Raw genomic sequence first — 26194 nt, forward strand, 5'->3', positions numbered from 1 at the left:
TACAATATAAATTAAAGTGCCTAAAAATATAAAATGCAAATAAGATTTACTTTTTATTTTATATTATCATAGCTCTTTTATATAGATGACAAAAGGAGATGTTTAGGTTTGAAAAAGTTGTACTATGAAGATCAATATAGAACAGAATTCACAGCTGAAATAGTAGATATAATTGAAAAAAATAGCAAATATCATGTTGAATTAAATGGAACATATTTTTACCCAAAAGGTACTGGCCAGCCAAGCGATACAGGACATATAAATGGGTCTTTAGTTATAAGCGTATACGAAGAAAACAATAAAATATATCACATATTAGAAGTGAAACCTTTAAAAATTCATAAGGTTAAATGTAATATAAACTTTGATTTACGATATGATTATATGCAGCAACATTTAGGTCAACATATCCTCACGGCCTGTATTTCTAATTTATTTAATCTAACTACTATTGGTTTTAACCTTGGTTTAACTTCTTCAACTATTGATCTTGATAAAGGTATTTGTGCCCAAGAAATTAAAGATTGCGAGAAAAAGGCTAATGATATAGTTAATAAAAACATTAAAATAGAGACCCTAAATTTAACAAACTCAGAACTAAAAAAATTATCACTAAAAAAGGTTCCAGTAAAACCTGGTGAAAAAATTAGGGTTGTGAAAATCGCTGATATTGATATTTTCCCATCCCAAGATATATATCCAAATTCTACTATAGAAGTCCAATTAATTAAAATTATAAAATTTGAAAAATATAAAACTGGGGTAAGAATTGAATTTATATGTGGACAAAGAGCAGTTTCTGATTATATTTCAAAATTTGAAGCCATTGAGAGAATGTCTAAACTCCTATCTTGCAATAATGCTACGGTTATATCTAAAGTTGAGAATCTTACTGATGAGCTTAATAAGGCACTTACTACGAGTAGAGTACTAAGTGCAACAGTTGCTACATATGAAGTTCAAAATATGTTAAAAGAAGCTGAAAAAATAGATGATGTTAGGATACTTAAATTCATTTATGATAAAATGGACCTAAAATATGCTACCATGTTAGCAACAAAATTAGTAACCTCGCCAAAAGTTATAGTTTTATTTGGGGTAAAACTTCAAGATAAAGCAAACCTCTTGTTCATGTGTTCGAAAGATTTAAAAATTATAAGAATGGATTCCCTTTTAAAAGATGCAATAACTCTTATAGATGGCAAGGGTGGTGGAAGTGAATTTTCTGCACAAGGTGGCGGAAAAAATAATAACAATTTGGATTCCACGCTTGATTATGCCTTAAGTAAAATTAAAGAAAATATAATGTCTAGTTCAAAAAATTAGATATTAATTTGTTTTGTGAGTAGATTATTTAGAGTTAGTCCTTGATAATAAAATCTCTAACTCCATATAATCCTTCAATTTAAGTTTTACCATCAATTGCTACACCCTACTCTTTTTTATTTAGAATTTTTGGTACTTTAGATGCTCGAAGTCTGTGTGCATAATGCATTTCTGATCCTAATAATGGCCTAGCATAATTTATAAATGCTTCAGTCACATTATTGCATGCGCTATTAATAAAATTATCAGGCATTACCTTTGTCTTGCCTGCTACTAGGTCTAGTGGAGTAAGTCTATAATCTACAGAATAATGTCCTGTTCTATGAATAGTAATTGAACCACCAACATTATCCCAAAGTGCATACTGTGCAGCTTTTTCTCCTACTTCTCGGGCTTCGTTTCTATCTACATCGGAGACACATCCCATAAAACATCTTTGAGGATATCCGAATGTATCTGATCTAACTCTTTTAATATTTAAATTTTTCCTAATGTACTTACCTAAAAGATCACCTAATGCTCCTGTTCCTGAAAGTTGGATATTTCCATGATCATCTTTTTCTACTCTTTCCATGAGATTTGCGATTATTGGTACTCCTTTTTCATCCTGAATACCTTCTGAAACAGCAATTACACATCTTCCATATTTATCATAAACATTTTTTACATCCGTTAAAAATTGTTCTATCTTAAAAACTCTTTCAGGTACATATATTAAATGCGGTCCGTCATCTTCGTACTTTTTAGCAAGGGCTGCGGCGGCCGTCAAAAAACCTGCATGACGTCCCATTACTACTCCTATATAAATTCCTGGTAACGCTCTATTATCAAGATTAGCTCCAATAAATGCATTGGTAATATATTTAGCTGCAGATCCATATCCAGGAGTATGGTCATTAATCATGAGATCATTGTCTATAGTTTTTGGTATATGAATTGCTCGAAGTTCATAATTTGAAATTATAGCTTGCTGATTTACTATTCTAACTGCATCTGATGAGTCATTTCCTCCAATATAAAAAAAATATCTTATTTCATGAGCTTTAAGGACCTTAAATATTTCCTTACAATATTCCTCATCTGGTTTATCTCTTGTAGACAAAAGTGCAGATGATGGAGTCATTGCAACCTGCTCTAAATTATGAGTAGTCTCACGGCTAAGATCATGGAGATTTTCATTAACTATCCCATTTACTCCATTTATAGCACCATAGACTTTTGTTACCTGCGCAAATTTTCTTGCTTCTAAAACCGCACCAACTAGAGATTGATTAATAACAGCAGTTGGTCCACCACCTTGTGCAATTAAAACTTTACCTTCAATTATCATATTTATAGCTCCCCCTTATAATTTCATGCCAGTACTCTTTTAAAATTATTCTACTATATATTGTTATTTTAAATTACATTAATATATTTTACTTGTTACAATATATATATATTATAGTACATTTGTATTTTATTACATTAATCATATATATAAACGCAATATAAAAGCCTAATAGATTATTTATCATATTAGGCTTTATATATTTTGATCCCCTATTTAATTTTCTTTACCTTTATTTCATTACCGCTACTAATTTCTCTGTTGCTTCTTTTATACATTTTTTCGCAAGAATATCTGAAATCACAGCTACTCCATCAATATTTGCTCTCTTTAATAAATTAACATTTTTATTTGTAATTCCACCAATAGCAACTACAGGAATTGATATATTATCTTTTATTTCTTTTAAGCAGTGCACAGAAACAGCACTTGCATCATCTTTAGTAGTTGTAGGAAACATTGCACCAACACCAACATAATCTGCCCCTTCTTTTTCTGCCTCTCGCGCTTCCTCAACTGTTGATGTAGAAATTCCAATTATCTTATCATTTCCTATTATACTTCGTGCAATGCTTGCTGGCATATCGCTTTGCCCCAAATGAACCCCTGCAGCATCTATAGCTAAAGCAATATCTATTCTATCATTTATAATCAGTGGTACATTATATTTGTCAGTAACTTTTTTAACCTTTGATGCAATATTATAAAATTCTAAAGTACTTATATCCTTTTCTCTAAGTTGAACTAATGTAGCTCCACCTTTTATTGACTCTTCTACTGCAGTATATATATCTGTATCCACAAGCATTTCTCTATCTGTAAGAAGATAAAGACTGTAATTTATTTTATTCTTCATTTATCTTGCTCCTTTTATTTATTTCTATATCGCATAAATTGTACATAACATCTATCATTTTCACCCTAAAAGTTCCTGGACCTTCGATCCTTTTATCTAACCTTTCGTATGCTGTTTCACCTGCTATCCCCATTGAAACGACTCCTGCAAGCGCAGCTATTAAATTATTTCCTCCTGCCCCTAAATAACAACCAATAACTGCAGTACACATACACCCAGTACCTGTAACCCTCGACATCATTTTATGACCATTTGATGTGGTGTAAAGAGTTTTACCATCGGTTATAATGTCTACCTCGCCTGTTATAGCTACAACTGTTCCAAATTTAATAGCAAATTTTCTTGCCATTTCCTTCGTTTTTGTAAATTCGTTACTGCTTACATCAAAGCTCTCAGAAGCATCCACACCTCTTGTCACAGTATCAATACCATATATTATTTTTATTTCAGACAAATTCCCTCTTATTACTGCTAGTTTGACCTCGCTTATAATCCTTTTACAGACTTCTGTTCTATAAGATGTTGCCCCTGCTCCAACAGGATCTAGGATAACAGGGATCTTTAACTCATTTGCCCTTTTTCCTGCCTTTATCATAGACTCTACACTTCTACTATTTAGCGTTCCTATATTTATAACAAGTGAAGATGAAAGTGATACCATCTCAAGAACTTCATTAATATCATCTGCCATAACAGGAGACCCACCAATAGCCAGTGTAATATTAGCACAATCATTAACAGTAACATAATTCGTTATCTGGTGAACTAAAGGTGTCTTTTCTCTTAAATCATCTAATAATTTAATTATTATATTGTTAATTTCCATTTTGACATCATCCTCCAACTTATTAAATATATAAATCCTGTAATAACCATATCAGGCATTGTAGCTCCTAGTACAAAATCAAGTTTTATAAACCAATAATAAAGTATTATTCCTATAATCCACACAAAAATTGCTCCCCAATTTATAAGTACATCAGATTTAATTTTTGTATTTTTCTTTATTATAAAATAATCTGTAATTAAAACTGCAAATAATGGTGCAAATACTGACCCTATAGCGTATAAAAAGTTTTCATAGTTTTCCATAGGAATTATAATTGCCATAAGCGTTCCAATAACCGTCATAATGATACCAATCTTTTTTTCACCAAGTTTTGGAACTATGTTTAGAAATGAAACTCCTGCCGAGTACACATCTAAAAATGTAGTAGTTACTGTGGATAACACTACTATTCCAAGAGCTGCTATTCCTAAATTAGCTGCAAGCATCATAACCGAAGGATCTGAATTATTTGAAACAATGGCAGCCCCAAGTCCTATAATAAACATCCATGAACTTCCAATAAAATAACCTATAAAGCTTCCATAGGCTCCTCCCTTTTCACTCTTTGCAAATCTAGTGTAATCTGCAATTAAAGGTAGCCATGAAAGAGGCATAACTATACTAAGTTCTAATGCTCCTCCAAAAGAAATTCCACCAGTAGCTGCTTTTGTTAGAAGTGTTTTATCTTTAAATATTATTGATCCAAGCACCAATGTAAGTATAAAAAGTAATGATACCGCTGTAATATTCAATTTTTTCATGCCTGCATTTCCAAAATAGAGCCACAATATTGTAAGTACACCTATAAGAACTATAAATACTAAAACATTACTTACGTTCCATAAGCTTTGTGATATTAAGTTTACAGAGCTCGCTGCTACCTTAATCATAATTGCAGTCCAACCTATTAGCTGAAGTATATTTAAAATTGAAAATAAATAGGTACTATATACTCCAAAAGAAATATTAGTTGAAGTCATTGCAGGCACTTTTTCACGAGACCCGATGATCCCACCGAGTATTAATATTCCTGTTCCAATCAAGTGACCTAGAAGTATTACTATTATTCCAACTTTAAATCCTAAAGGTGCAATTAATCCACCTGTCATTATTTCAGCAATAGATACTGCAGCCCCAAACCACAAAAATACAAAGGTCCAAAATCCTAATTTTTCTTTATCCTTAATCATTTGCCATCCCCGCTTTTTTATATAGTTCATAGAAATGGTTTGTTGGTCCAACTCCATGCCCAATATCCAAAGAGTGTTCTATAGCGGTTGTTATATATTGTTTTGATTTTTTTATTGATTCCTTCATGCTAAAACCCAGTGATAAATTTGCAGCAATAGCAGATGACAAAGTACATCCCGTGCCATGAGTATTTTTTGTGTTTATTCTTTCAGACGTAAAACGCGTAATTTCCTCTCCATCATAAAATACATCTATCGCTTTACCCTTCATATGTCCACCTTTTAAAAGTATATTTTTGCATCCCAGCTTATAGATTTCTTTAGCTGCTTTTTCCATATCTTCTATAGTTTCTATGTCTGGAAATTTCAGATTTTCTTCGCGAAGTATTTCTTCAGCTTCTGGTACATTTGGTGTAATAAGTGATGCCAGTGGTATAAGTTTCTTAATTAAAGCTGATTTCGACTCTGGCTTTAGCAGTGAATAACCACTTTTTGATATCATTACAGGATCAAGTACAATGTTTTTAGGTTTGTATAATTCCAGCCTTTCACTTATTGCATCAATAGTAGAAATTTTAGACACCATACCAATTTTAACTGCATCTACAATTATATCTGTAAAAATAGCATCAATTTGCGCCTTGATGATTTCTGCATCTAGATCCCGAACTTCAAAAACGCCCATAGTATTCTGTGCCGTTATAGCTGTAATTACGCTCATTGCATATACGCCGTTTGCGCTTAAGCTTTTTATATCTGCCTGCACTCCTGCACCTCCACAGCTGTCAGATCCTGCTATAGTTAAAACTTTTTTCATATTATTTTCCTCCTATTTTATCCTTTTTAAACTTCTTTATTTAAATTAACAAGTTTTTTTAAATCTATTACTCTAAGAATAAAAAATGCAATTAGACTTCCTCCAATAGTACTTATTAAAAATGGTGCTACAAAGAATAATGCACCCACTTTTTTGCCCATTATAATATTAGCAATAGGAAATGCTAATATTCCTCCAATGATTCCTGTTCCAAATATCTCTCCGACTACTGCAAGTAGATTCATTTTAGTTTTCTTATATAATATTCCAGCTAAAAGTACTCCGATCACACTTCCAGGGAATGCCAAAAGTGAACCTGTTCCTAAAATATTTCTTAGTAAAGATATACAAAAGGCTATCGCTACACCATATCCAGGGCCTAATAATACAGCTGATATAACATTAATTGTAGCCTGCACTGGAAAGCATTTTGCTACTCCCACCGGGATAAATATGATATTACCAGCTATTACGCCAATAGCTATTAAAAGTGATGAAATAGTTAACTTTTTAGTCTTCATGCATTTACACTCCCTTCTCTTATATACTTAAAAAGGAATAAACTCTAAATAAACTAGCGTAAATAGTATGCTACATAACTAAAAAAACACAAATCCAAAGGATTTGTGTTAAATTAACGTGATATATAATAATTCATATATAATACACCAATAAACAACTTCCTACGCTGGCATTATCCAGTTCAGGTCATAGGGTCAAAGAATTTCGATTCTTGTTCTCAGTTGGCATATCCAACTCCCCTGTGCTATTTTATTCTTTTTTATTTCATGTCTCTAATAATAACATAACAAATTATTATACACAATTAAATTTCTATTCTAGTCTTATTCCCGATCTCTTAACAGCTATATGCCATCCATGAAGTAATTCTTTCCTATGTTCCTCTGTCATACTAGGTTTGAAACTTCTTGAAATTGCCCAATGCTTTGCAACTTCTTCCTTACTTTTCCAATATCCTACTGCAAGCCCAGCAAGATAAGCTGCACCAAGTGCTGTAGTTTCAGTAACTTCTGGTCTATCTACTTGAACATTTAAAATATCTGATTGAAACTGCATTAAGAAATTATTATTACAAGCTCCTCCATCAACTTTAAGTTCAGTGAGTCTAATTCCAGAATCTTGTTGCATAGCTTTTAAAACATCATGGGTTTGGTATGCAAGTGCTTCAAGAGTTGCTCTTATTAAATGTGCTTTTTTTGATCCTCTTGTAAGTCCTACAATTGTTCCTCTTGCATAAGGATCCCAGTATGGTGCACCAAGTCCAACAAAAGCTGGCACTACATATACTCCATTTGTATCCTCTACGGACATTGCATATTCTTCGCAATCAGAAGCATTATCAATCATTTGAAGTTCATCTCTTAACCATTGTATAGCTGCTCCTGCTATAAATACACTACCTTCAAGTGCATACTCTACTTTTCCATCTATTCCCCAAGCAATAGTTGTAAGTAGTCCCTGTTTAGATTCAATTGCTTTATCCCCAGTATTCATAAGCATAAAGCATCCAGTACCATATGTATTTTTTGCTGTTCCTGAATTATAACAAGTTTGTCCGAACAGTGCTGCCTGTTGGTCGCCAGCAGCTCCAGCTATAGGAATTTCACCACCAAACAATGAACTATCCGTATGTCCATAAACATAACTAGATGGTTTAACTTCTGGAAGCATTGATTTTGGTATATTTAATGTTTCTAGTAATTCATCATCCCACTTTAATTCATGAATGTTAAATAGCATTGTTCTTGATGCATTGGAATAATCTGTTACATATGTCTTTCCTCCAGTTAAATTCCAAATTAACCATGTATCTATGTTACCAAATAATAAATTACCAGCTTCGGCTTTTGCTCTAGCACCTTTCACATTGTCTAATATCCATTTAATTTTTGTTCCAGAAAAATATGCATCCAAAATTAATCCGGTCTTAGCTCTAACTACTTTATCAAAGCCTTTTTCCGTTAATTCATCACAATACTGCGCTGTCCTTCTACATTGCCATACAATCGCATTATATACTGGAACTCCCGTCCTCTTATCCCAAACTACAGTAGTTTCTCTTTGATTTGTAATACCTATTGCTGCAATATCTACGGCACTTGCATTAACTTTAGCCATTGCCTCAGTTGCAACACTAATTTGACTTGACCATATTTCCATTGGATCATGTTCTACCCAAGCTGCTTTTGGAAATATCTGAGTAAATTCCTTTTGAGCCGACGTTACAATAAGCCCCTTTTCATTGAATAGTATACATCTTGAACTTGTTGTTCCTTGATCAAGTGCCATTATATATTTAGGCATGTTAGCAAAACTCCTTTTTTATTAGTTTTATTGAATCGTTTACAAATTAATACACAAAAAAAGCGCCAAAATAAAGCATAATACTTTATAATAACGCGGCTCATTATCTCTGCCAAATATCATATATCATTAATTAAAGTATAACTTATTATTATAGCTTTTGCAATATTAGTTATAATTTTCACAATTTTTCTTTGTTTTTTTACCTTTTTTCGCTATTTATAGTATTACATACTACTAATGGTCTAAATTCATTACACTAATGTGTTTTTTATTCATAATAAGAAAAAACAGCCATTATTTTTGTAAATAATTGCTACTATATTTTATAATAAAGTGGGTAACCTATATAATGCACTGAATATGCACAGTGTAATTTTTATATTTGAAAGGAGATTTTTATGAATAAATATAGTTTAGAAGAGACTAAAAAATTAAATAATCAATCAGCTACAAACGGAGGTTCAAATGCTTCATCAAATGCTGGTATGACTAACAGTTCTAGCGATGCTAATTTACAAGAGACAATACAATTAAATAATCAATCAGCTTCTAACAAGGGCACTAGTAGTGCATCAAATTCTAGTATGTCAGGTATGTCTAACATGTCAGGTGCTTCTAATATGTCTAGTAGCACTAATGATTCAGCTTTAGAGGAAACAAAAAAACTAAATGCTCAATCAGTTTCAAATAAAGGTACTAGCGATGCTTCAAGTTCTAGTATGTCAGGTATGTCTAACATGTCAGACGCATCTAATATGTCTAGTAGTACTAGTGATTCTGTTTTAGAAGAAACAAAGAAATTAAACGCTCAATCAGCTTCGAATAAAGGAACTAGTAACTAATAAAGCATTTTCTTTATTAGTTATTAAAATATATTTAGAATAAATATGAATAATATTCACCACTTTTAGGGGAGTCAAATTTATTTTGGCTTCCCTTACTTTTTTCATCAAAAAGCTTTATTCTTCTATGTAAGTAATATTACCATCGAAAATGTAAGTCAAAGAAGTTTTTGTACCTTCTAGTGCATACATCATTTTTTCAATAATAATTTGTTCTTCTTTATTAGTTGTTATTGAAAGTTTGTCTTCTTCATGAACCTCAGATTCAAGTTCAAATTCATATATAAAATCATTAATTAGTCTTATCCACTCGGCTGTGTCATTGGATCCTACATTTTCTTTCTTTCCAAATTCTTTTAGTGTTTTATCTAATTGTTTTTTTGAATATCTCAATATATTTGCCATTCTTTCGCCTCCTACCTATCACTTCTCTTAAAATTTTCTTTTGTTTTACACTGAATTTATCCACAATAACATAAAAGGATGAACCTTTATGGTTCATCCTTTTATGTTTAAATAACTTCTATTTTATTATGCCTTAACTTCTGGTTCAGCAGCTGCTGCTTCAGGAGTTGCAACTACTTCTTCAACTTCTTCTTCAACCTCTTCCTTCATTTGTGTTATAGATGCGTAAACTTCATCTTCCTTATCAGTAACTCTTATTTCTTTATTTAAATCAAAATTCTTTATTGTAATTGAATCTCCAAGTGCCATTTGTGATACATCAACACTTAGTGCATCTGGCATTATAGCCATCTTACCAAAAACATCTATTTCTGATTTTTGAACTTGTAATTGAAGACGTTGTGAACTTAAATTCTCTTCACCCTTATAAGAAATAGGCAATTGCATTTTAATTTCATGATCTTTAGATACAAGTTGCACGTCTATGTGTGTGATTTTAGCAGTTACTGGATGTCTTTGAATTTCTTTTATAAATCCAGTTTTTTCTTCTTCTCCGTATTTAACTACAACTTTTGCATTAGAACCATGTTTTACAAGAATTTTTCTTAGTGGTACTAATTCAAATTTTACAGAAGTTGCTTCTGTAGAACCATCTCCATACATTACTCCTGCTATAAAACCATCTTCATTAAATTTTTTATTGCTTGTAGTTCTTTCAAGTGCATTCAAAATAACCTGTTCCATAATAATTCGCTCCTCTTGGCTTATAAAGCCTTTCTGTTTATTATTTTATATACATATGTTACCAATAATAATTTCCAATAGTATTTGTGTTAAACTTCAAAATGACGTGATTTTTTTAATTAACAGTACGTAAAAATTTAATCTATGTAATTGTAAACATTAAAAGACAACATAAATACTCTGCTGCCTTCGTAAATACATTTGTTGAATTTCTATATTGTACATATCATTTATACTAATAAATAAAAAAAACCAGCATCATTACCCAAAAGGTAACATTAGTAATTAAAACATAATTATATTATAGCACATTATATCATATATTAGCAACAGAAGTTGTCCGTCACCATATCATCTTTTTTAATGTCATTGTAAACTAATTTTCTTAATAAATCAATTTAAAACTGGTATAATTAAATAGGTTAACTTCTTAGTTTTAATTGTTAAAACACATAATATATCCATATGTTCATTATTTACTGTTATACTTGTATATATAAATATTGATTGGAGGAATTACAGTGATTAAATATAAAAAAATACCTTATATAGAGTTTGTTCCTATCATTATAATTACTTTTCTTCTTTACAGAATAGTAAATAATATTGAAAATGTAGGTTCAATACTTCATAAGATTTTTTCATTAATGAGCTATTTTATCTGGGGGTTCGTTATAGCTTATTTACTCAATCCACTTATGGTGTACCTTGAGAAAAAAGTTAAGATAAAAAGACTCTATAGTATAGGAATAATTTATACACTATTGGTGGGCATTATAATTTTAATAACAACTCTACTTGCCCCGAATATTATTGGCAGTGCCGTAGATTTATTTAATAATATCCCTAAATTTGCAGATAAATCATATAAATGGTCTACTCTTTTTATATCTCAAAACCAGTTATTAAACAAATTTGATATTACATCTTACTTGAATAAGTACCTTAATACTTTTAATAACGATATATCAAAATATTTTGCCCCGGGGTTACAACTTGTTCTTGATAATCTAGTTGGTTTAAGTTCTTTATTTATGAAATTAGTGTCTGGTATAGTAATATCCGTTTATTTTCTAATAGATAAAGAATCTATTATTTTATATCTTCAAAAATTTATTTATTCTATTTCAAGTGAACATATCGCTATTACCATAATTGATTTTTTGAAAATAGTTAATACTATATTTAAAAAGTATTTCGTTGGTAAAACAATTGACTCTATTATTTTTGGGATTATATCATTTATTGGATTTATTATATTAGGTATTCCTTATGCTTTGCCTTTTAGTTTAGTAATTGGAATAACAAATATGATTCCATACTTTGGAAACATTATAGGAATGGCTCCTGCTGTTATAATAACACTATTCTTTAATCCAGTTAAATCTGTAGAAATAATATTATTTATTGTAACCCTTAGTAATATCGATGGTTGGTTCATTTCACCAAAAATTATTGGTGATAAGGTCGGTATTAGTCCTCTACTTATAATCCTTGGGATAGTTCTTGGCGGAGGGTTATTCGGAATTATAGGAATGTTACTCGGTGTTCCAGCTATTGCATTAATTAAGACCCTACTAGAAAACTTCATGAATAAACAAGTTGAAAACAAATAAATACACTAAGTATAATAAGACACTTGCAAAGTAAATCACCTCGCAAGTGTCTTATTATTTATCTTATAACTTACATAAATTTTTTTTTGATTTTGCATCAAACATAAAAGAAAGCGCAAGTGACACTATCGCGATTATGATCATTGATACAAATACTTCATGAAGCCCTGATTTTAAAGATAATTTTACTTGAATCATACTTAGACTGTTACTCGAAATTGAACTAGAATATAAATTGCTTGGCTTTATACCACTTATGCCTAGATTGTTAAAATATTTAACTATATACATATTTAATATGGTTCCAAAAACACTTACTGCAATAGTTTGTCCTAATGTTCGCACTAGCGAATTCACTGCTGTCGCTGCCCCTCTTTTATTATATCCTACAGACTCCTGCACCACTATTGTTAATGTAGTAAATGCCCCTCCAAAACCAAATCCCATGATAAAACCATAGACTACAACTAATTGTAATGGAGATTCAATATTTAAGGTAGATAAAAACACACAACTAATAATTAAAATAAGATTAGCTGTCCCAACCACTATTTTCTTACCATACTTAGGAATAGCTTTGCTCAAAACAAATGATGATAAGAGCCATGATATAGACATCGGCGCCATAGATATTCCAGAAATTGTAGGTCCAAATCCCAAAACATTTTGCATATATAAAGGCATATAAACCTCAGCGCCTATTAAAACACCTGATGCTAAAAAACTTATAGCATTTACTATATTGCTAGTCTTTGTAAAAATATCAAAAGGTATAATAGGTTCTTCCGCCTTTTTTTCCACATAATAGAATAAAACTAACAACACAATTGTAACAGCTATTGCTATTACTGTTTTCATTTTACCACCAGATAACCCCCCCAGTAAAAAAGTTATAATTGCGAATGAAAATAATAATGTACCTACATAATCTATTTTGTGTTTCTTCCTTTCAACGGTTTCAATTAAATTCTTTTGCAAAAGTACTATAGATATTATCCCAAAAGGTAAATTTATAAAAAAAATCCAGTTCCAAGAAATATTTTCTATCAAAAACCCTCCTAAAAAAGGTCCAGCTAAACTTGCTATTCCCCATACTGTACTTATACCTCCTTGAATCCTTGTACTTTCTTTAGCAGTGAAAATATCACCAACTATAGTATAAGTAATAGTAAATATCGCTCCTGCTCCAAGTCCTTGAACGCTACGAGACGCTATAAGCTGATACATACTTTGTGATATTCCACAAAGACAGCTTCCGACTATAAAAATTACAATTCCAATCGATAGAACATTTTTTCTTCCATACAAGTCAGATAATTTTCCATAAATTGGTGTAGAAATTGCAGATGTCAATAAATAAGCAGAAAAAACCCAACTTATAAGTTCAAACCCATTTAAATCTTTTACTATAGTGGGTATTGCAGTAGTTACAACTGTACCCTCTACAGCTGCAAGAAACATCGCCACCATTAATGCAATTACTATACCTCTGTTTTTAGATTTCATTCCTTATGTCACTTCCCTTAATATGATAATTATCTTCAATATTTGATCTAAACAATAATAGAAGACAAATACCATTTTACCATCAAAACATGAATATTTGTACCCAAATTTAAACACCTTATATAAAATTTTAAATTATTCATTCTCTTTGCTATTTTTCAAAGTTTCTTTTAACGATTTTATTCCGAGCTTACCAGCACTTATCGCTATTGCAGCAAGTTCATCTACAGTTGAATCTTCTCTAGCTGAAAATACCCCAAGCAACATAGGAATATTTGCTCCAGTTATAATATCCATATTTCCTCCTTTTGCTGCTATCCTACTAGCTGCATTGAAAGGGCTACCACCAAACAAATCTACCATAAAAAGAACACCTGCTTCGCACCGCAAAGACTTTATAACATACTCATATTTTTTCATCAAGTCATCTGCGCCTTCTCCTGGCAAGTAAGTTATTGTAGCAACGTTTTCCTGCTTTCCTAAAATCAATTCTGTCAATTTTAATATTTCTTCGGAAACCTTACCATGGGTTGCAATTATTATAGCTATCATCAATTAGCCCTCCAATTCAAGTATTTAATACTTTCTCTTATATATATTTATATAGCAAAATCCATTTCTTAAGACAAATCACTACTTATTATAATACTCTTTTATTAATACACTATTCAATGACGTATTAATATTAAAGACAAATAATAAAATTCACTAGTTAATGCAATTATTATTCATATTTTACACTAAAATGGGCAACCTAAATGTAACGTACTTTAAACATAGTTTTTAATTTGAAAGGTTGGTGTTTATGAGTAAAAATAATAATAAAAACAAAAAGAAATTGAACAATCAATTAGATGGTAATAATTTTTCAAATTTCCCTATAAATAGTAGTTTGATAAACATACCTATTATACCTAACATGGTCAATATTAATAGCAATATTCCTGAGGAAGAAATAAAAAAGAGAAAATAATTTTCATAATAATTAAGACAGGCGTGTTTGCCTGTCTTAATTATTATAGACTAAACTTCTAACCTACGGGTCTTGATAAGTTTTTTATACCAAATTGAACTATCTTTCATGATTCTTTCCTGCGTATTATAATTTACGTACACCATTCCAAAACGTTTTGAATATCCATATGCCCATTCAAAATTATCCATAAAAGACCATAAATAATAACCTTTTAGATTTCCACCTTCCTTAATGAATTCTTGCATCACTTGAAGATGTACTTTAATAAAATTTATTCTATCTATATCGTGAATCTTATTATCTCCTGTTACTACATCATCATATGCAGCACCATTTTCAGTAATGTAGAGTGGCAATTTTGTATATTCTTGCTTAATTCTTGTAAGTAAATCATGCATTGACTCTGGGCTATTCTCCCATCCCATCGAAGTTTTTTCTTTTTCACCATCTACTCCTCTAAATTTCAACTGCGAATGTTCATCATATTCTACTATACTTCTAGTATAATAATTTATTCCTAAAAAATCTATATCAGTAGATATAATATTTAAATCTCCCTCTAGAATGAAATCTAGTGCTCCAACCTCTTTCTCATATAAATCAACCATGTCCTTTGGATAATGACCCTTAAGTAATGGATCTAAGAACCATCTATTAGTGTATCCATCACTAATTTTTGCAGCTATCACATCTTCCCTCTTCTTTGATACTGCATATGTTGGTGATAAATTCAAAGTGATTCCTATGCTACTATTTTCAAATTTAAACTTTTCAAATGCCCTTGCTACAATACCATGAGATAGTAATAAATGATGCGCAACTATTAATGCCTTTTTTAAATCTTTATTTCCCGGTGCATGTATTCCTAAATAGTTTCCAAGTATAGATGCACAAAAGGGTTCATTATGCGTTATCCACATAGATACATCCTGTCCAAATTCCTCAAATATTTTTGTGCAATAATCTTCAAACCAATATATGCACTCCCTATTTTCCCAACCCCCTAAATCCTGGGCCCATTGTGGTAAATCCCAATGATATAATGTAATTGCCGGAGTGATTTTTTTATCTTTTAATTCCTGGATTAAATTTTTATAAAATTTTACTCCCTCGGGGTTAAACTCATCCTTACGCGGAAATATCCTAGACCAAGAAATAGAAAATCTATATGAATCCACTCCTATATTCTCTAAAATCTTCACATCCTCCTTAACCCTATGGTAATGGTCACAAGCTATATCTCCAGTATGACCCATAAAAACATTCTCTTCTTTCTTTGAAAAGGTATCCCAAATCGATGGCATTCTTCCACCTTCATTAACCCCTCCCTCTATTTGGTATGCTGCCGTAGCCGTTCCAAGTATAAAATCATCTTTGAATTTATTCATTTCAATACCCCCTAATCAAATATTTCTTGCATTATCTTCTCTACTGTGTTTTTATATCTGCTCTTCTCTTTATGACTCTTCCCACTCAGGTCTTAATAACCCATATAAGTACATATCATATCGTCTACCATCTCTGTGAATAAACTCCCTATAAACCCCTTCTCTTTTAAATCCTAATTTCTCATATAGTTTTATTGCAGGTTCATTATATTCAAGTACCGTAAGATATATTCGATGAAAATTTAATTCCTCAAACCCAAACTCTATAGTTAATTTAAGAGCTTCTTTTCCGTACCCCTGTCCTCTATTTCCACTCTCACCAAGTCCTATGTATATTAAAGCAGTACCATTATTCCAAGATATATTTTCAAATCCTGTAACTCCAATGATTTTTTGCTTTTCAAGTATTTTAACAGCAAAAATATAAGCTGTATTACTTTTCCTTACATCATTAATTGTCTCTAATACATCTTCAAAATTTTTAGGCGTTGCACTTACTACATCATAATTACGCATGAATGATACATCATTGTGCCATTTTTGAACTTCTAGCATGTCTTCCTCGTTTATAGACGTAAGATTTACTTTTTTTCCCATCAACAAATTTTTCATTATTTCACCTTGCCTTCACTTTATTTTAATTATAAACATAAGACTTATTCAAAAAAATAGACTAGCTAAGCGCTAGCCTATTTTAAAATAATTATTAAAGCATTCTATTTAAATCTATAAAACATTACTAGAACTAAGAATATATTTTTTTTCTAATTTAAATGGATGATATGATAATTTAGATTTTCTAAGACCTTCAATTCCAAGATCCTGTTCTCTATTTATTATTTTTACATCACTAAAACTTCTATCAACAAATGCCTTGTTAATAAAGCTGTACACACCACTATAACTAGTATCTGCTTTTTCTATATGAATTACAGCTAGATCATCATTCAATTTTTCTCCTAAACTAAAAGCTACAATTTTCTCATCTACATAAACAGCTATACCCTTTGTGTCTACAATTTCAATGTTTTCTAGAATGTCCTTTATTCCTTGAAGTTCAAAATTAAGCATACGATCATTGTTATTCGCCTCATACCATTTTTCCGCAGCCACGACAACATCTTTTATTACCTGTGAATCTTTAATATCTTTAACTTCATAATTGTAATTTTTTATAAACGAATTGTAATGATTTTTTTTCCCATGAAGTTTCTTACCAGAAAGTTTTATAAGTTTTTCTGCTTCATATAAATAATCAAAGTTATCTCTATCCTCTTTAATACAGATGCCCTGTGCATCCCCATATATATTTTTTATCTCTTCCATAAAACTTTCATCAAGATCTTTAAATACAAATTCCATATTATTTTCTTTTTTATAATCCATTAACGCATCTATTAACTCTTTAAGATTTTCTTTATTATATCCCAAAGGTTGCATAAAATAATATCTTCCCTCAAAATCCATTTTTTTTATTATTAAAGCATCTTTATAAACAGTAAAACAAATATCGCAAGCCTCTCTCCATATATATAAAGTTGTAAAAGAATATTCACAGCTCAAAAATTTATATGGATATATATATTTTTCAAATATTTCCTTATCTTCAATCGTAAGTCTTTTAAAAATCATAATCTCAACCTTTCTACTTAATGTAAATCATAAATGTTATCATCTTAATCTATTCTTATATCATTTTAGACTGTAAACTCATTTTTTGCAAGTAGATACTTTTAAGAACTTTAGTTCCCAAAACCATACCTTTGTTTGTAATATATCTTTGTATATATATTAACTACTTATTAAAACATAATTTGCCATTCCTTTTATGTTTATTCCATAAATATATAGTATACTGATATATAGTATAATGATATGATAGCATATTGATACATAGAAAACATAACCTTTTTTATTTTCTTTAGTTTATGATGTGATTTTTTTATGCTAAATTTTAAGGAGAGTGAAATATATTATGGTCCCTGATGGTACATTGCAAATTATATGTTTAATAATTTTATTATTATGTTCAGCCTTTTTCTCTGCTTCTGAAACTGCATTAATGACCTTAAGTAAAATAAGGTTAAGGAATATGGTAGAATCAAAAATCAAAGGTGCTAACATTATTAATAAATTGCTTCAAAACCCAAGTAAACTTTTAGGTGGTATTCTAGTAGGAAATAACATAGCAAATATTGGAGCTTCTGCGCTAGCAACATCTCTGGCAATTACACATTTTAAAGACTCCGGAGTTGCTATTGCAACTTTTACAATGACAATTCTTGTATTAATTTTTGCTGAAATAACACCAAAATCATTAGCTGCACAAAATTCCGAAAAAATTGCTTTAAAAATCGCTAAGCCCTTAAGTCTAATTACATTCATTCTAAATCCACTTATTACAGTCTTAATTTATATAACAAATACAATAATCAAAATGCTCGGTGGCGAGGTTAACAAAAGTAGGCCCTTTATTACTGAAGAAGAGTTAAAAACTATGGTTAGTGTAAGTCATGAAGAAGGCATGCTTGAAGGCGAAGAAAAACAAATGATTTATAACGTATTCGACTTTAGAGATTCACAAGCAAACGATGTTATGACCCCAAGAACCGATATGATTGTGGCTAACTCTAACTCAACTTACGCAGAACTTATAAATATTTTCAGAGAAGAACAATTCTCAAGGCTTCCTATATATAAAGATACTATTGATAATATTATCGGAATTTTATATATTAAGGATTTGATTTTCTTTGAAGATGGGAAAGAAGATTTTAAAATAGAGAAACATATGCGCACACCCTACTTTACCTATGAATTCAAAAGAACTGCTGATTTATTTGCAGACATGCGTTTAAAACGAATTCCTATATCAATAATACTCGATGAATATGGTGGTACTGCTGGACTTGTTACATTTGAAGATTTGGTAGAAGAAATTGTTGGAGATATAGATGACGAATACGATGATGATATAGATAAAATACAAGTTATCAAAGAAGATGAATTTATTGTAGCTGGTGATACTAAAATAAGTATGGTTAATGAAATGATAGGTTTAAATATTGAATCTGATGATTTTGACTCAATAGGAGGTTTCGTTACTGGATTACTTGGCCGGCTTCCAAACACAGGTGAAACAATAAATTATAATGATACAAAATTTATTGTACAAGATATAAGTAAAAATCGTATAGTAAAATTAAAAGTTATAACTTAAACAAAGCACCTAAAGCTAATTATTGAATTGGCTTTAAGTGCTTTATTATATTCTTTACTTTTTAATTACATACTACAATATTTTTCTAGGAATTGGACTTTTTAATTTTCTTTCTATTGCATCTAAAAGAAATTTGTCTTTTGGTGCTGAAAATAAATATGTATATCCATCCTCGCCAGCTCTACCAGTTCTACCAATGCGGTGGATATAACTCTCAGCAGTTTCTGGCATATCATAATTATACACATGATCTACTCCATTTATATCAAGGCCTCTAGCCGCAACATCTGTGGCAATCAAATATTGTATATCGCATTTTTTAAAGTCTCTCATTATTTTTTCTCTCTTTGCTTGTGTTATATCAGAATGAAGCTTCTTGCAATTATACCCTTTTTTATAAAGTGCTACCTCAAGATCATCAACTCTTCTTTTCGTTCTACAGAATATGATAGCCATAAACGGATTATCCTCGTCTATTACCTTACATAAATCTTCTTGTTTTTTTCTGTCTGTAGTCTCTATTAAAAATTGCTTAATATTCTTAAGCGTCGCCTCTTCTTTTTTAATAATTACTTCTATAGGATCATTCATATATTTATATGCCATTTTTTTAACATCTGAGCTCATAGTTGCTGAGAAACATAAAGTCTGCCTATTTTTAGGTGTCACCATTAAAATGTTCTCAATGTCATTTTTAAACCCCATAAGAAGCATTTGATCTGCCTCATCTAACACTACTGTCTTAAGTTTATCAAGATTCACAGTACCACGTCTAAGGTGATCGAGTAACCTTCCTGGTGTTGCAATGACAAGATGAATATTCCCCTTTAGTTTTTTGAGTTGCGCACCAATATCTTTACCACCATAAGCTGCTAAAATATTTAAATTTTTAGCTCCGGCAATCTTCTTCGCTTCCCCAGTTATCTGAATAGCAAGTTCCCTTGTAGGTGTAACTATTAATCCTTGTATTGTATCAATATCCGCTGACATATTATCAAACATTGGTAGCAAAAATGCAAGTGTCTTTCCCGTTCCTGTTTGTGCCTCTGCTATAACATCCTTGCCATCCTTTATTAATTGAATACTCTTCTCTTGAATAGGAGTTGGCTCAGTTATTCCTTGAATTTTTATCGCACTTAAAATATCATCGTTAAGCCCTAATTTTTTAAACTTTATCATTTTTATTTACCTTTCTATTTCAAAATTATTTTTATTGTTTTTTTATACAAACCATTTAATTATAACAGACATTAATTATAATAAAAAGTATTTTATAAAAATGCATTTCTTTTTTACAATTATTCAAATAGTAAAGCACATACTTTACTATTTTTTATATAATGATATACTTATGACAAATAGTCGATAACTAGCTGCTATTTCACTTTAAGTTTACAAATAATATATTTAGAATATAACGAAAGAGGCGATTAATAATGTCAAAATTATTTAGTAATTTTAAAATAAAAGATATGGATTTAAAAAATAGAATAGTTATGGCTCCAATGTGCATGGATTCTTGTAATGACAAAGATGGTTTTGCAAATAACTGGCATTTTATACATTACTCAACTAGAGCTATTGGTGGAGTTGGTCTTATTATTTTAGAGTCAACAGGAATTCAGCCTGGCGGTCGTATAACTGATAATGATTTAGGTATATGGTCTGATGAACATATTAAAAACCTTTCAAATATAGTTGACGAATGTCATAAATACGGATCAAAAATAGGTATTCAAATTAATCATGCTGGAAGAAAATCTGAGACTCTTTCCTATCCAATTATAGCTCCAAGCCCTATAGCTTTTAATGCTGATTATAGACTTCCAATTGAAATGACAAAAGAAGATATTGTTACTACTATAGATTTATTTAAATCTGCTGCTAAAAGAGCATTAACTGCAGGTTTTGATTTATTAGAATTACATGGTGCCCATGGGTATTTAATAGGGGAATTTTTATCACCCCTTACCAATAAAAGAGAAGATGAATACGGAGGTACAAATGAAAATAGAGTAAGATTCTTAAAGGAAATTATACAGGCTGTAAAAACAGTTTGGCCCGAAACTAAACCATTACAATTAAGAGTATCAGCTGTTGACTATGCAAAAGGCGGAAACAGTTCAGAGGAAACATCCTCACTTATAAATCTTATAAAAGCTATGGGCATAGATATAGTAAATGTTAGTTCTGGTGGAACTGTACCTGCAAAAATATCTACCTACCCGGGATATCAAATTTGTTATTCTGAAATAATTAGAAAACAATGCAATATTCCAACTATAGCTGGTGGCCTTATCACTTCACCTTTAATGGCAGAAGAAATATTAAACAATAAAAGATCAGATTTGGTGTATTTAGGAAGAGAACTTTTAAGAAATCCTTATTGGGCATTTGCAGCAGCCAATCAATTAGGGGATAATATCGAGTGGCCTGTCCAATATGAACGTAGTAATAAAGTAAATAAAAATGGTTTTTAAGATAATGTCTATAAATAAGTTTAGTACAAAGTCCAGTAGAATAATTTATTCTACTGGACTTTTACGTTTTAAAATATTTTATTTTATTAATAGATGAACAATGTTTATGTATACCATTTTTTTTTGTGTCAATAATTATAATGTGATATTACAATTGAAAGGAGCATTTTAATGAAAAGTATTATTAAATTAATAAGTGATGAAACTTTAGTTAAACAATATATAGAAAAAGGCAAAGGTCTATTTAATGATGGAGAGATTGAGAAAGCATTTAGAAATTATAATAAGGCAATTTTACTAAATAATAAATATTCTCTAGCGTATTTTGTTAAAGCTGACGCTTTTCTAGAACTATATGAAGCTGATGAGGCTGAAAAATGTATAAAAGAATATCTTAAATTAGTTCCGAGTGACCCAAACGCTTACTGGAAATTAATTGATATAAACGATTTAACAGGAGACTTTGATAAATGCGTTTACTATTGTGAAAAACTTCTTGAAGGCGATAATCAAAATGCTCTCATCTATTTAAAAAAAGGAGAGTTCTTAACTATTCTCAATAGTTTAAAAGAAGCATTAGATTGCTTTAATATTTGCCTTAAATTAAGCCCTGATTTTTATGATGCTATATGTGGTAAAGCTAGCGTACTTTTCTCACTATCCAATAAAGAAGAGGCCCTTAAACTGTATAATAGGGCCATCTTCCTTGACAATACTAAGAGCATTGCCTATTTTGGGGCTTCTGAAGTGTGCGTAGTTATGGAAAATAATGAAAGTGCTTTATTATTTGCAGAAAAAGCATATGAAATAGAACCCAAAAATGAATGGTATAAATGTCATTATACCGTATTGAAAAATATGTATTTAGATATTAAATAACAAATTGCTCCTACTTAATAAGCAGGAGCAATTCGTTCATTTCTTTTATATCATTATTTACAACCATAATCTCACCTCAGTTTATTGTGAGCATTACTTTATTTCATTATACAATATATTTATATTTACTCTTTAATCTCAAATAAACCATATATTTCATCATCACTTAGCGTTGCGAACCCTTCACCGCTGGCCATTTCATCTCCCATAAGTTCAGATATAAGTTTTTTCTTTTCTTCTTGAAGTAACAGAATTTTTTCCTCAATTGTCCCTTTGGCTATAATCTTTATAACACTCACTACATTTTTTTGTCCTATTCTATGAGCTCTATCAGTAGCTTGTTCTTCCACAGCTGGGTTCCACCAAGGATCAAAATGAATTACTACATCTGCTGAAGTTAAATTTAGTCCCGTTCCTCCAGCCTTTAAACTTATTAAGAATACGGGATCTTCTCCATCATTAAATGTTTTCACCAAATCCATTCTCTTTTTAGACGGCACAGAACCATCCAAATAGCTAAAAGTAATTCCCTCTACCCTAAGCCTCTTTTGTATATTCTTAAGTACAGATGTAAATTGAGAAAAAACAAGTACTTTATGCTGCTCATCTACACACTTATGAAGATGTTCTACAAGAGCTTCTATTTTTGCGCTACCTCCACTATAATCATTTAATAATACAGCTGGATCTAAACATAATTGTCTTAACTTTGTGATATACGAGAGTATCTCTATTTTGCTATTTTTAAACTCGTCGTTTTTCACCTTGTTTTTAATAAGCTCCATTGCATGATTTGCATATGTCTTATAGACTTTTTTCTGCTGATGCTCTAAATTAACCATTAATGTTTTTTCTATTTTATCAGGTAATTCCTTCAAAACATCTTTTTTTCGTCTTCTTAAAATAAAAGGTTTTATAAGCCTATTTAAGTCCTCTAACACCTCTGGATTTGCCTTAAGTTTCTTATGATATCTTACACTAAACATTTTTTCATCGTATAAGTATCCTGGCATTATAAAATCAAATATAGACCACAAATCCATAACTGAATTCTCTATTGGCGTACCCGATAGTGCAAATTTTGTCTTTGCCACTATCTCCTTAATTGCTATCGCATTTTGAGAATGTGGGTTCTTAATATTTTGTGCTTCATCTATTATGCAATAATCGAACTCTAATGGCGCGTAATCTTCTAAATCCCTTTTTAATAAATTATATGTGGTTATAAATACATCAAATTTTTCTATATTTTTTATTACCTCTACTCTCTCATCCTTAGGTCCACTAATTGCAGCCACCTTTAATGTAGGTGCAAATTTTTCAAACTCACTTATCCAATTGTATATAAGCGAGGTTGGCGCTACAATTAAACTCTTACTTCCCTTACTTGATAATATAAAAGTAATCGCTTGAATAGTTTTACCAAGGCCCATTTCATCTCCGAGTATTCCACCAAATCCTAAATAATCTAATGTTTTAAACCAATTGTACCCAATCTTTTGGTATTTTCTTAATGTACCTTTTAAATCATCTGGCTCTTTGAAACTTAGTTTTTCAATATTCTTAAGTTTGTCATGTACCTCTTCTAGCTCTTTTTTACCTTTTATATATCTAATATTATTATCTTCTAAATAACTATCTAAAAAGACACCTTTACCTTTTGATATTTCAATATGATTGTCAAAGCTATTAGGTGGCGTAATAACATCTAAAAGCTTTAAAAATTTATTAAGTTCTAATTCCTCCAAATCAAGATACTCACCATTTTTGAGTTTATAATACTTAATGTTATTTCTAAATGCACGTAATATATTAGTAGTTTCTTTTGGCTCTATATCGCCTATTTTAAAATCCATTTCGAAGTAGTTATACTTCCCACTTTTAATATTTCCACTTATCGCTTTAGTCCCTAATGATTTTATACCCTTAAAATTTTGAGAATAATATACTTCACCTATTTCTTGAAGTACACCTATATCACTCTTGAAAAATTTGAATATATAGTCTTCTCCTTTTAAGAAATAAAATCTTTTCTTAATTTCCTCAAATCCCAAGTTCTTTAAAACAGTTATAACCTGAGCCTCTTTTTTAGAATCCCTGTATATTATCTTTTCATCACAATCCTCAAAAATATTAAACTCAAATGTTCCATACTTAACCCTTAATGTTAGGGTAATATCTTTTCCTACCTGATCAAAATAGAAACTAATTTGACATTTGGCCATTATTATTTTATCTTTAATAGCTTTCGATAAAACAACACTAGGTGATAAAGAATTTAGATTTGGAATTAACCGTCTTAATATTGTCTCTTCCTGAGCACTCTCCATAGTTACAACCTTTGCCTCATTAAAAATTTGTAGATATGGATTTATTTTATAACAAAATTCATAATCTGGAAGATATATAATGCTTCCATACAAAAAAACATCATTTTTGGATCCTAAAGGAACTGGCATTCCACTTGATGACTTTAGTACATAAGTATCTTTAATTAATTTTAAATCAAAATCTAATGGTGGAGATTCATATAAAATTTCTGTATCAACAGGTCTATAAAAAAAACCATCATTTAAATAAACCCTATGTTTAGTTATAACTTCAAAAAATTCTCTTGTTAAATACTGAGGTATTTTTATGTTTTTTCCATCTACATATCTTTCTTCATTTCTACGTGCACTTCTTTGTTCACCCTCTATAGTCTTTAACATTTCAATAAAATCAATAAGCCTTTTATCCTTAGTACTTAATTTTTGATTTTTAACATTAAAGGTGAAATTTTTACTATAGCTTATAGGAATATTATTATAACATGCTAATATAAAGTGATTAACGTCCTTTAAAACATAAAGATTACTTGAAGTCATAGAACTTAACCCTATCTTAAATTCCGCGGTAAGGTCGCCTGTCCACTGATTTTTATTTATATATACTTCTATTTTAGTCTCATCCTTTTGTTTTTCATCCCCTAAAAGCATAGATAATATATTACTTTTACTCTTATATATACTTGGTTTCTCTACATCATCTTCTCTTAAAAGAGGGTGCCTTGATAAATCATCTAATGCTTTATAAAATGTTGCAACCAAATGTTTACAACAATAATTTTCTTTTTTAAACTCATTATTTTCAAAATCAGCGCAGCTACAGAAAGTAGAAAATATACTTCTTCGGCCTGCATCCATTTCGATTTTTGTGTGATATTCATTAAAAAGTTTCTCTGAAATCACATTACCATCGATACATATTAGTTTATCTTCGTTTGTAATATCTATCGAAGAAACTAAATCATTACTAAGGACCCTTTGCCCTTTAGATCCATTTTTACCACTTGTTCCTTCATTGAATATTTGTAAAATCATATCTTCATTCAACATATTTTCTCCCTAAATAAATTTTATAATCCTCTAATTATACCATAAATTCGAAAAGAACATAAAATCTTCATTCTATGTTCTTTTC

23 protein-coding genes and 1 riboswitch are annotated in these 26194 nt (G+C 30.4%); of the genes, 7 read left to right on the forward strand and 16 right to left on the reverse strand.

Features of this window, described 5'->3' with window-relative positions; genetic code table 11:
* Positions 1–108: 108 nt before the first annotated feature.
* On the forward strand, positions 109–1326 hold the full coding sequence (locus KPL44_RS09920) for an alanyl-tRNA editing protein (RefSeq protein WP_216249291.1): 1218 nt from the start codon (positions 109–111) through the stop codon (positions 1324–1326).
* Between the two features lie 106 nt (positions 1327–1432).
* Here KPL44_RS09920 and KPL44_RS09925 read toward each other — a convergent pair whose 3' ends face one another.
* From KPL44_RS09925 to glpK, 7 genes are all read right to left on the reverse strand, one after another.
* Complete coding sequence (locus KPL44_RS09925; RefSeq protein ID WP_216249293.1) at positions 1433–2656, reverse strand: 6-phosphofructokinase; 1224 nt, start codon at positions 2654–2656, stop codon at positions 1433–1435.
* Between the two features lie 232 nt (positions 2657–2888).
* On the reverse strand, positions 2889–3512 hold the full coding sequence (gene thiE, locus KPL44_RS09930; protein ID WP_216249295.1) for a thiamine phosphate synthase: 624 nt from the start codon (positions 3510–3512) through the stop codon (positions 2889–2891).
* The gene (thiM, locus tag KPL44_RS09935; protein WP_216249297.1) at positions 3502–4338 is read right to left on the reverse strand and encodes a hydroxyethylthiazole kinase; all 837 of its coding nucleotides are present in this window, start codon (positions 4336–4338) and stop codon (positions 3502–3504) included. The genes thiE and thiM overlap by 11 nt, the downstream gene beginning before the upstream one ends.
* On the reverse strand, positions 4320–5531 hold the full coding sequence (gene cytX / locus KPL44_RS09940; RefSeq protein WP_216249299.1) for a putative hydroxymethylpyrimidine transporter CytX: 1212 nt from the start codon (positions 5529–5531) through the stop codon (positions 4320–4322). The genes thiM and cytX overlap by 19 nt, the downstream gene beginning before the upstream one ends.
* Complete coding sequence (gene thiD, locus KPL44_RS09945; protein ID WP_216249301.1) at positions 5524–6348, reverse strand: bifunctional hydroxymethylpyrimidine kinase/phosphomethylpyrimidine kinase; 825 nt, start codon at positions 6346–6348, stop codon at positions 5524–5526. The genes cytX and thiD overlap by 8 nt, the downstream gene beginning before the upstream one ends.
* A gap of 26 nt (positions 6349–6374) precedes the next feature.
* Entirely contained in the window at positions 6375–6869 is a 495-nt protein-coding gene (thiW, locus tag KPL44_RS09950) for an energy coupling factor transporter S component ThiW (protein WP_216249303.1), read from the reverse strand.
* 141 nt (positions 6870–7010) lie between these two features.
* Positions 7011–7121: riboswitch (TPP riboswitch) on the reverse strand.
* 61 nt (positions 7122–7182) lie between these two features.
* Positions 7183–8673 carry a glycerol kinase GlpK gene (gene glpK, locus KPL44_RS09955; RefSeq protein WP_216249305.1) on the reverse strand — a complete coding sequence of 497 codons (1491 nt, stop codon included), beginning with the start codon at positions 8671–8673 and terminating at the stop codon, positions 7183–7185.
* 401 nt (positions 8674–9074) lie between these two features.
* On the opposite strand from glpK, the gene KPL44_RS09960 reads away from it, so the two are divergent.
* A complete protein-coding gene (locus tag KPL44_RS09960; protein ID WP_253201707.1) occupies positions 9075–9518 on the forward strand; it encodes a hypothetical protein in 444 nt (147 codons plus the stop codon).
* Positions 9519–9635: 117 nt separating this feature from the next.
* Here KPL44_RS09960 and KPL44_RS09965 read toward each other — a convergent pair whose 3' ends face one another.
* Both KPL44_RS09965 and KPL44_RS09970 read right to left on the reverse strand, forming a co-directional pair.
* Positions 9636–9923: a hypothetical protein gene (locus KPL44_RS09965; protein WP_216249307.1), complete on the reverse strand. Its 288-nt coding sequence runs from the start codon at positions 9921–9923 to the stop codon at positions 9636–9638.
* A 126-nt stretch (positions 9924–10049) separates the two neighbouring features.
* A complete protein-coding gene (locus KPL44_RS09970; RefSeq protein WP_216249309.1) occupies positions 10050–10667 on the reverse strand; it encodes a 50S ribosomal protein L25 in 618 nt (205 codons plus the stop codon).
* Positions 10668–11188: 521 nt separating this feature from the next.
* Between KPL44_RS09970 and KPL44_RS09975 the strand changes: the two genes are divergently transcribed.
* Complete coding sequence (locus KPL44_RS09975) at positions 11189–12283, forward strand: AI-2E family transporter (protein ID WP_216249311.1); 1095 nt, start codon at positions 11189–11191, stop codon at positions 12281–12283.
* Between the two features lie 63 nt (positions 12284–12346).
* Here KPL44_RS09975 and KPL44_RS09980 read toward each other — a convergent pair whose 3' ends face one another.
* Both KPL44_RS09980 and KPL44_RS09985 read right to left on the reverse strand, forming a co-directional pair.
* The gene (locus tag KPL44_RS09980; RefSeq protein WP_216249313.1) at positions 12347–13789 is read right to left on the reverse strand and encodes an MDR family MFS transporter; all 1443 of its coding nucleotides are present in this window, start codon (positions 13787–13789) and stop codon (positions 12347–12349) included.
* 135 nt (positions 13790–13924) lie between these two features.
* The gene (locus tag KPL44_RS09985) at positions 13925–14341 is read right to left on the reverse strand and encodes a mannose/fructose/sorbose PTS transporter subunit IIA (RefSeq protein ID WP_216249315.1); all 417 of its coding nucleotides are present in this window, start codon (positions 14339–14341) and stop codon (positions 13925–13927) included.
* Positions 14342–14594: 253 nt separating this feature from the next.
* On the opposite strand from KPL44_RS09985, the gene KPL44_RS09990 reads away from it, so the two are divergent.
* Complete coding sequence (locus tag KPL44_RS09990; RefSeq protein WP_216249317.1) at positions 14595–14762, forward strand: hypothetical protein; 168 nt, start codon at positions 14595–14597, stop codon at positions 14760–14762.
* Between the two features lie 50 nt (positions 14763–14812).
* On the opposite strand, the gene KPL44_RS09995 is transcribed toward KPL44_RS09990, so the two are convergent.
* The 3 genes from KPL44_RS09995 to KPL44_RS10005 all read right to left on the reverse strand — a co-directional run bounded on the left by KPL44_RS09995 (position 14813) and on the right by KPL44_RS10005 (position 17788).
* Complete coding sequence (locus tag KPL44_RS09995; RefSeq protein WP_216249321.1) at positions 14813–16153, reverse strand: GH1 family beta-glucosidase; 1341 nt, start codon at positions 16151–16153, stop codon at positions 14813–14815.
* Between the two features lie 69 nt (positions 16154–16222).
* The gene (locus KPL44_RS10000; protein ID WP_216249324.1) at positions 16223–16765 is read right to left on the reverse strand and encodes a GNAT family N-acetyltransferase; all 543 of its coding nucleotides are present in this window, start codon (positions 16763–16765) and stop codon (positions 16223–16225) included.
* Positions 16766–16879: 114 nt separating this feature from the next.
* Positions 16880–17788: a DUF2156 domain-containing protein gene (locus KPL44_RS10005; RefSeq protein WP_216249513.1), complete on the reverse strand. Its 909-nt coding sequence runs from the start codon at positions 17786–17788 to the stop codon at positions 16880–16882.
* A gap of 340 nt (positions 17789–18128) precedes the next feature.
* Here KPL44_RS10005 and KPL44_RS10010 point away from each other — a divergent pair, with 340 nt between their 5' ends.
* Complete coding sequence (locus KPL44_RS10010) at positions 18129–19373, forward strand: HlyC/CorC family transporter (protein ID WP_216249326.1); 1245 nt, start codon at positions 18129–18131, stop codon at positions 19371–19373.
* A 72-nt stretch (positions 19374–19445) separates the two neighbouring features.
* On the opposite strand, the gene KPL44_RS10015 is transcribed toward KPL44_RS10010, so the two are convergent.
* Complete coding sequence (locus KPL44_RS10015) at positions 19446–20552, reverse strand: DEAD/DEAH box helicase (protein ID WP_216249327.1); 1107 nt, start codon at positions 20550–20552, stop codon at positions 19446–19448.
* A 257-nt stretch (positions 20553–20809) separates the two neighbouring features.
* Here KPL44_RS10015 and namA point away from each other — a divergent pair, with 257 nt between their 5' ends.
* Both namA and KPL44_RS10025 read left to right on the forward strand, forming a co-directional pair.
* Positions 20810–21853: an NADPH dehydrogenase NamA gene (gene namA, locus KPL44_RS10020; protein ID WP_216249329.1), complete on the forward strand. Its 1044-nt coding sequence runs from the start codon at positions 20810–20812 to the stop codon at positions 21851–21853.
* Between the two features lie 171 nt (positions 21854–22024).
* Positions 22025–22732, forward strand: coding sequence for a tetratricopeptide repeat protein (locus KPL44_RS10025; RefSeq protein WP_216249331.1), 708 nt, complete (start codon positions 22025–22027; stop codon positions 22730–22732).
* A gap of 125 nt (positions 22733–22857) precedes the next feature.
* Here KPL44_RS10025 and KPL44_RS10030 read toward each other — a convergent pair whose 3' ends face one another.
* The gene (locus KPL44_RS10030; RefSeq protein ID WP_216249333.1) at positions 22858–26109 is read right to left on the reverse strand and encodes a DEAD/DEAH box helicase; all 3252 of its coding nucleotides are present in this window, start codon (positions 26107–26109) and stop codon (positions 22858–22860) included.
* Positions 26110–26194 lie beyond the last annotated feature (85 nt).

Source organism: Clostridium sp. DSM 17811 (assembly GCF_018861905.1).
Lineage (GTDB): Bacteria > Bacillota > Clostridia > Clostridiales > Clostridiaceae > Clostridium_AD > Clostridium_AD frigoriphilum.

Bases quoted from the DNA above. Each gene is read 5' to 3' on its own strand.
- KPL44_RS09925 (WP_216249293.1), bottom strand. From the start codon at position 2,656: ATGATAATTGAAGGTAAAGTTTTAATTGCACAAGGTGGTGGACCAACT.
- thiE (WP_216249295.1), bottom strand. From the start codon at position 3,512: ATGAAGAATAAAATAAATTACAGTCTTTATCTTCTTACAGATAGAGAA.
- thiM (WP_216249297.1), bottom strand. From the start codon at position 4,338: ATGGAAATTAACAATATAATAATTAAATTATTAGATGATTTAAGAGAA.
- cytX (WP_216249299.1), bottom strand. From the start codon at position 5,531: ATGATTAAGGATAAAGAAAAATTAGGATTTTGGACCTTTGTATTTTTG.
- thiD (WP_216249301.1), bottom strand. From the start codon at position 6,348: ATGAAAAAAGTTTTAACTATAGCAGGATCTGACAGCTGTGGAGGTGCA.
- thiW (WP_216249303.1), bottom strand. From the start codon at position 6,869: ATGAAGACTAAAAAGTTAACTATTTCATCACTTTTAATAGCTATTGGC.
- glpK (WP_216249305.1), bottom strand. From the start codon at position 8,673: ATGCCTAAATATATAATGGCACTTGATCAAGGAACAACAAGTTCAAGA.
- KPL44_RS09960 (WP_253201707.1), top strand. From the start codon at position 9,075: ATGAATAAATATAGTTTAGAAGAGACTAAAAAATTAAATAATCAATCA.
- KPL44_RS09965 (WP_216249307.1), bottom strand. From the start codon at position 9,923: ATGGCAAATATATTGAGATATTCAAAAAAACAATTAGATAAAACACTA.
- KPL44_RS09970 (WP_216249309.1), bottom strand. From the start codon at position 10,667: ATGGAACAGGTTATTTTGAATGCACTTGAAAGAACTACAAGCAATAAA.
- KPL44_RS09980 (WP_216249313.1), bottom strand. From the start codon at position 13,789: ATGAAATCTAAAAACAGAGGTATAGTAATTGCATTAATGGTGGCGATG.
- KPL44_RS09985 (WP_216249315.1), bottom strand. From the start codon at position 14,341: ATGATAGCTATAATAATTGCAACCCATGGTAAGGTTTCCGAAGAAATA.
- KPL44_RS09990 (WP_216249317.1), top strand. From the start codon at position 14,595: ATGAGTAAAAATAATAATAAAAACAAAAAGAAATTGAACAATCAATTA.
- KPL44_RS09995 (WP_216249321.1), bottom strand. From the start codon at position 16,153: ATGAATAAATTCAAAGATGATTTTATACTTGGAACGGCTACGGCAGCA.
- KPL44_RS10000 (WP_216249324.1), bottom strand. From the start codon at position 16,765: ATGAAAAATTTGTTGATGGGAAAAAAAGTAAATCTTACGTCTATAAAC.
- KPL44_RS10010 (WP_216249326.1), top strand. From the start codon at position 18,129: ATGGTCCCTGATGGTACATTGCAAATTATATGTTTAATAATTTTATTA.
- KPL44_RS10015 (WP_216249327.1), bottom strand. From the start codon at position 20,552: ATGATAAAGTTTAAAAAATTAGGGCTTAACGATGATATTTTAAGTGCG.
- namA (WP_216249329.1), top strand. From the start codon at position 20,810: ATGTCAAAATTATTTAGTAATTTTAAAATAAAAGATATGGATTTAAAA.
- KPL44_RS10025 (WP_216249331.1), top strand. From the start codon at position 22,025: ATGAAAAGTATTATTAAATTAATAAGTGATGAAACTTTAGTTAAACAA.
- KPL44_RS10030 (WP_216249333.1), bottom strand. From the start codon at position 26,109: ATGTTGAATGAAGATATGATTTTACAAATATTCAATGAAGGAACAAGT.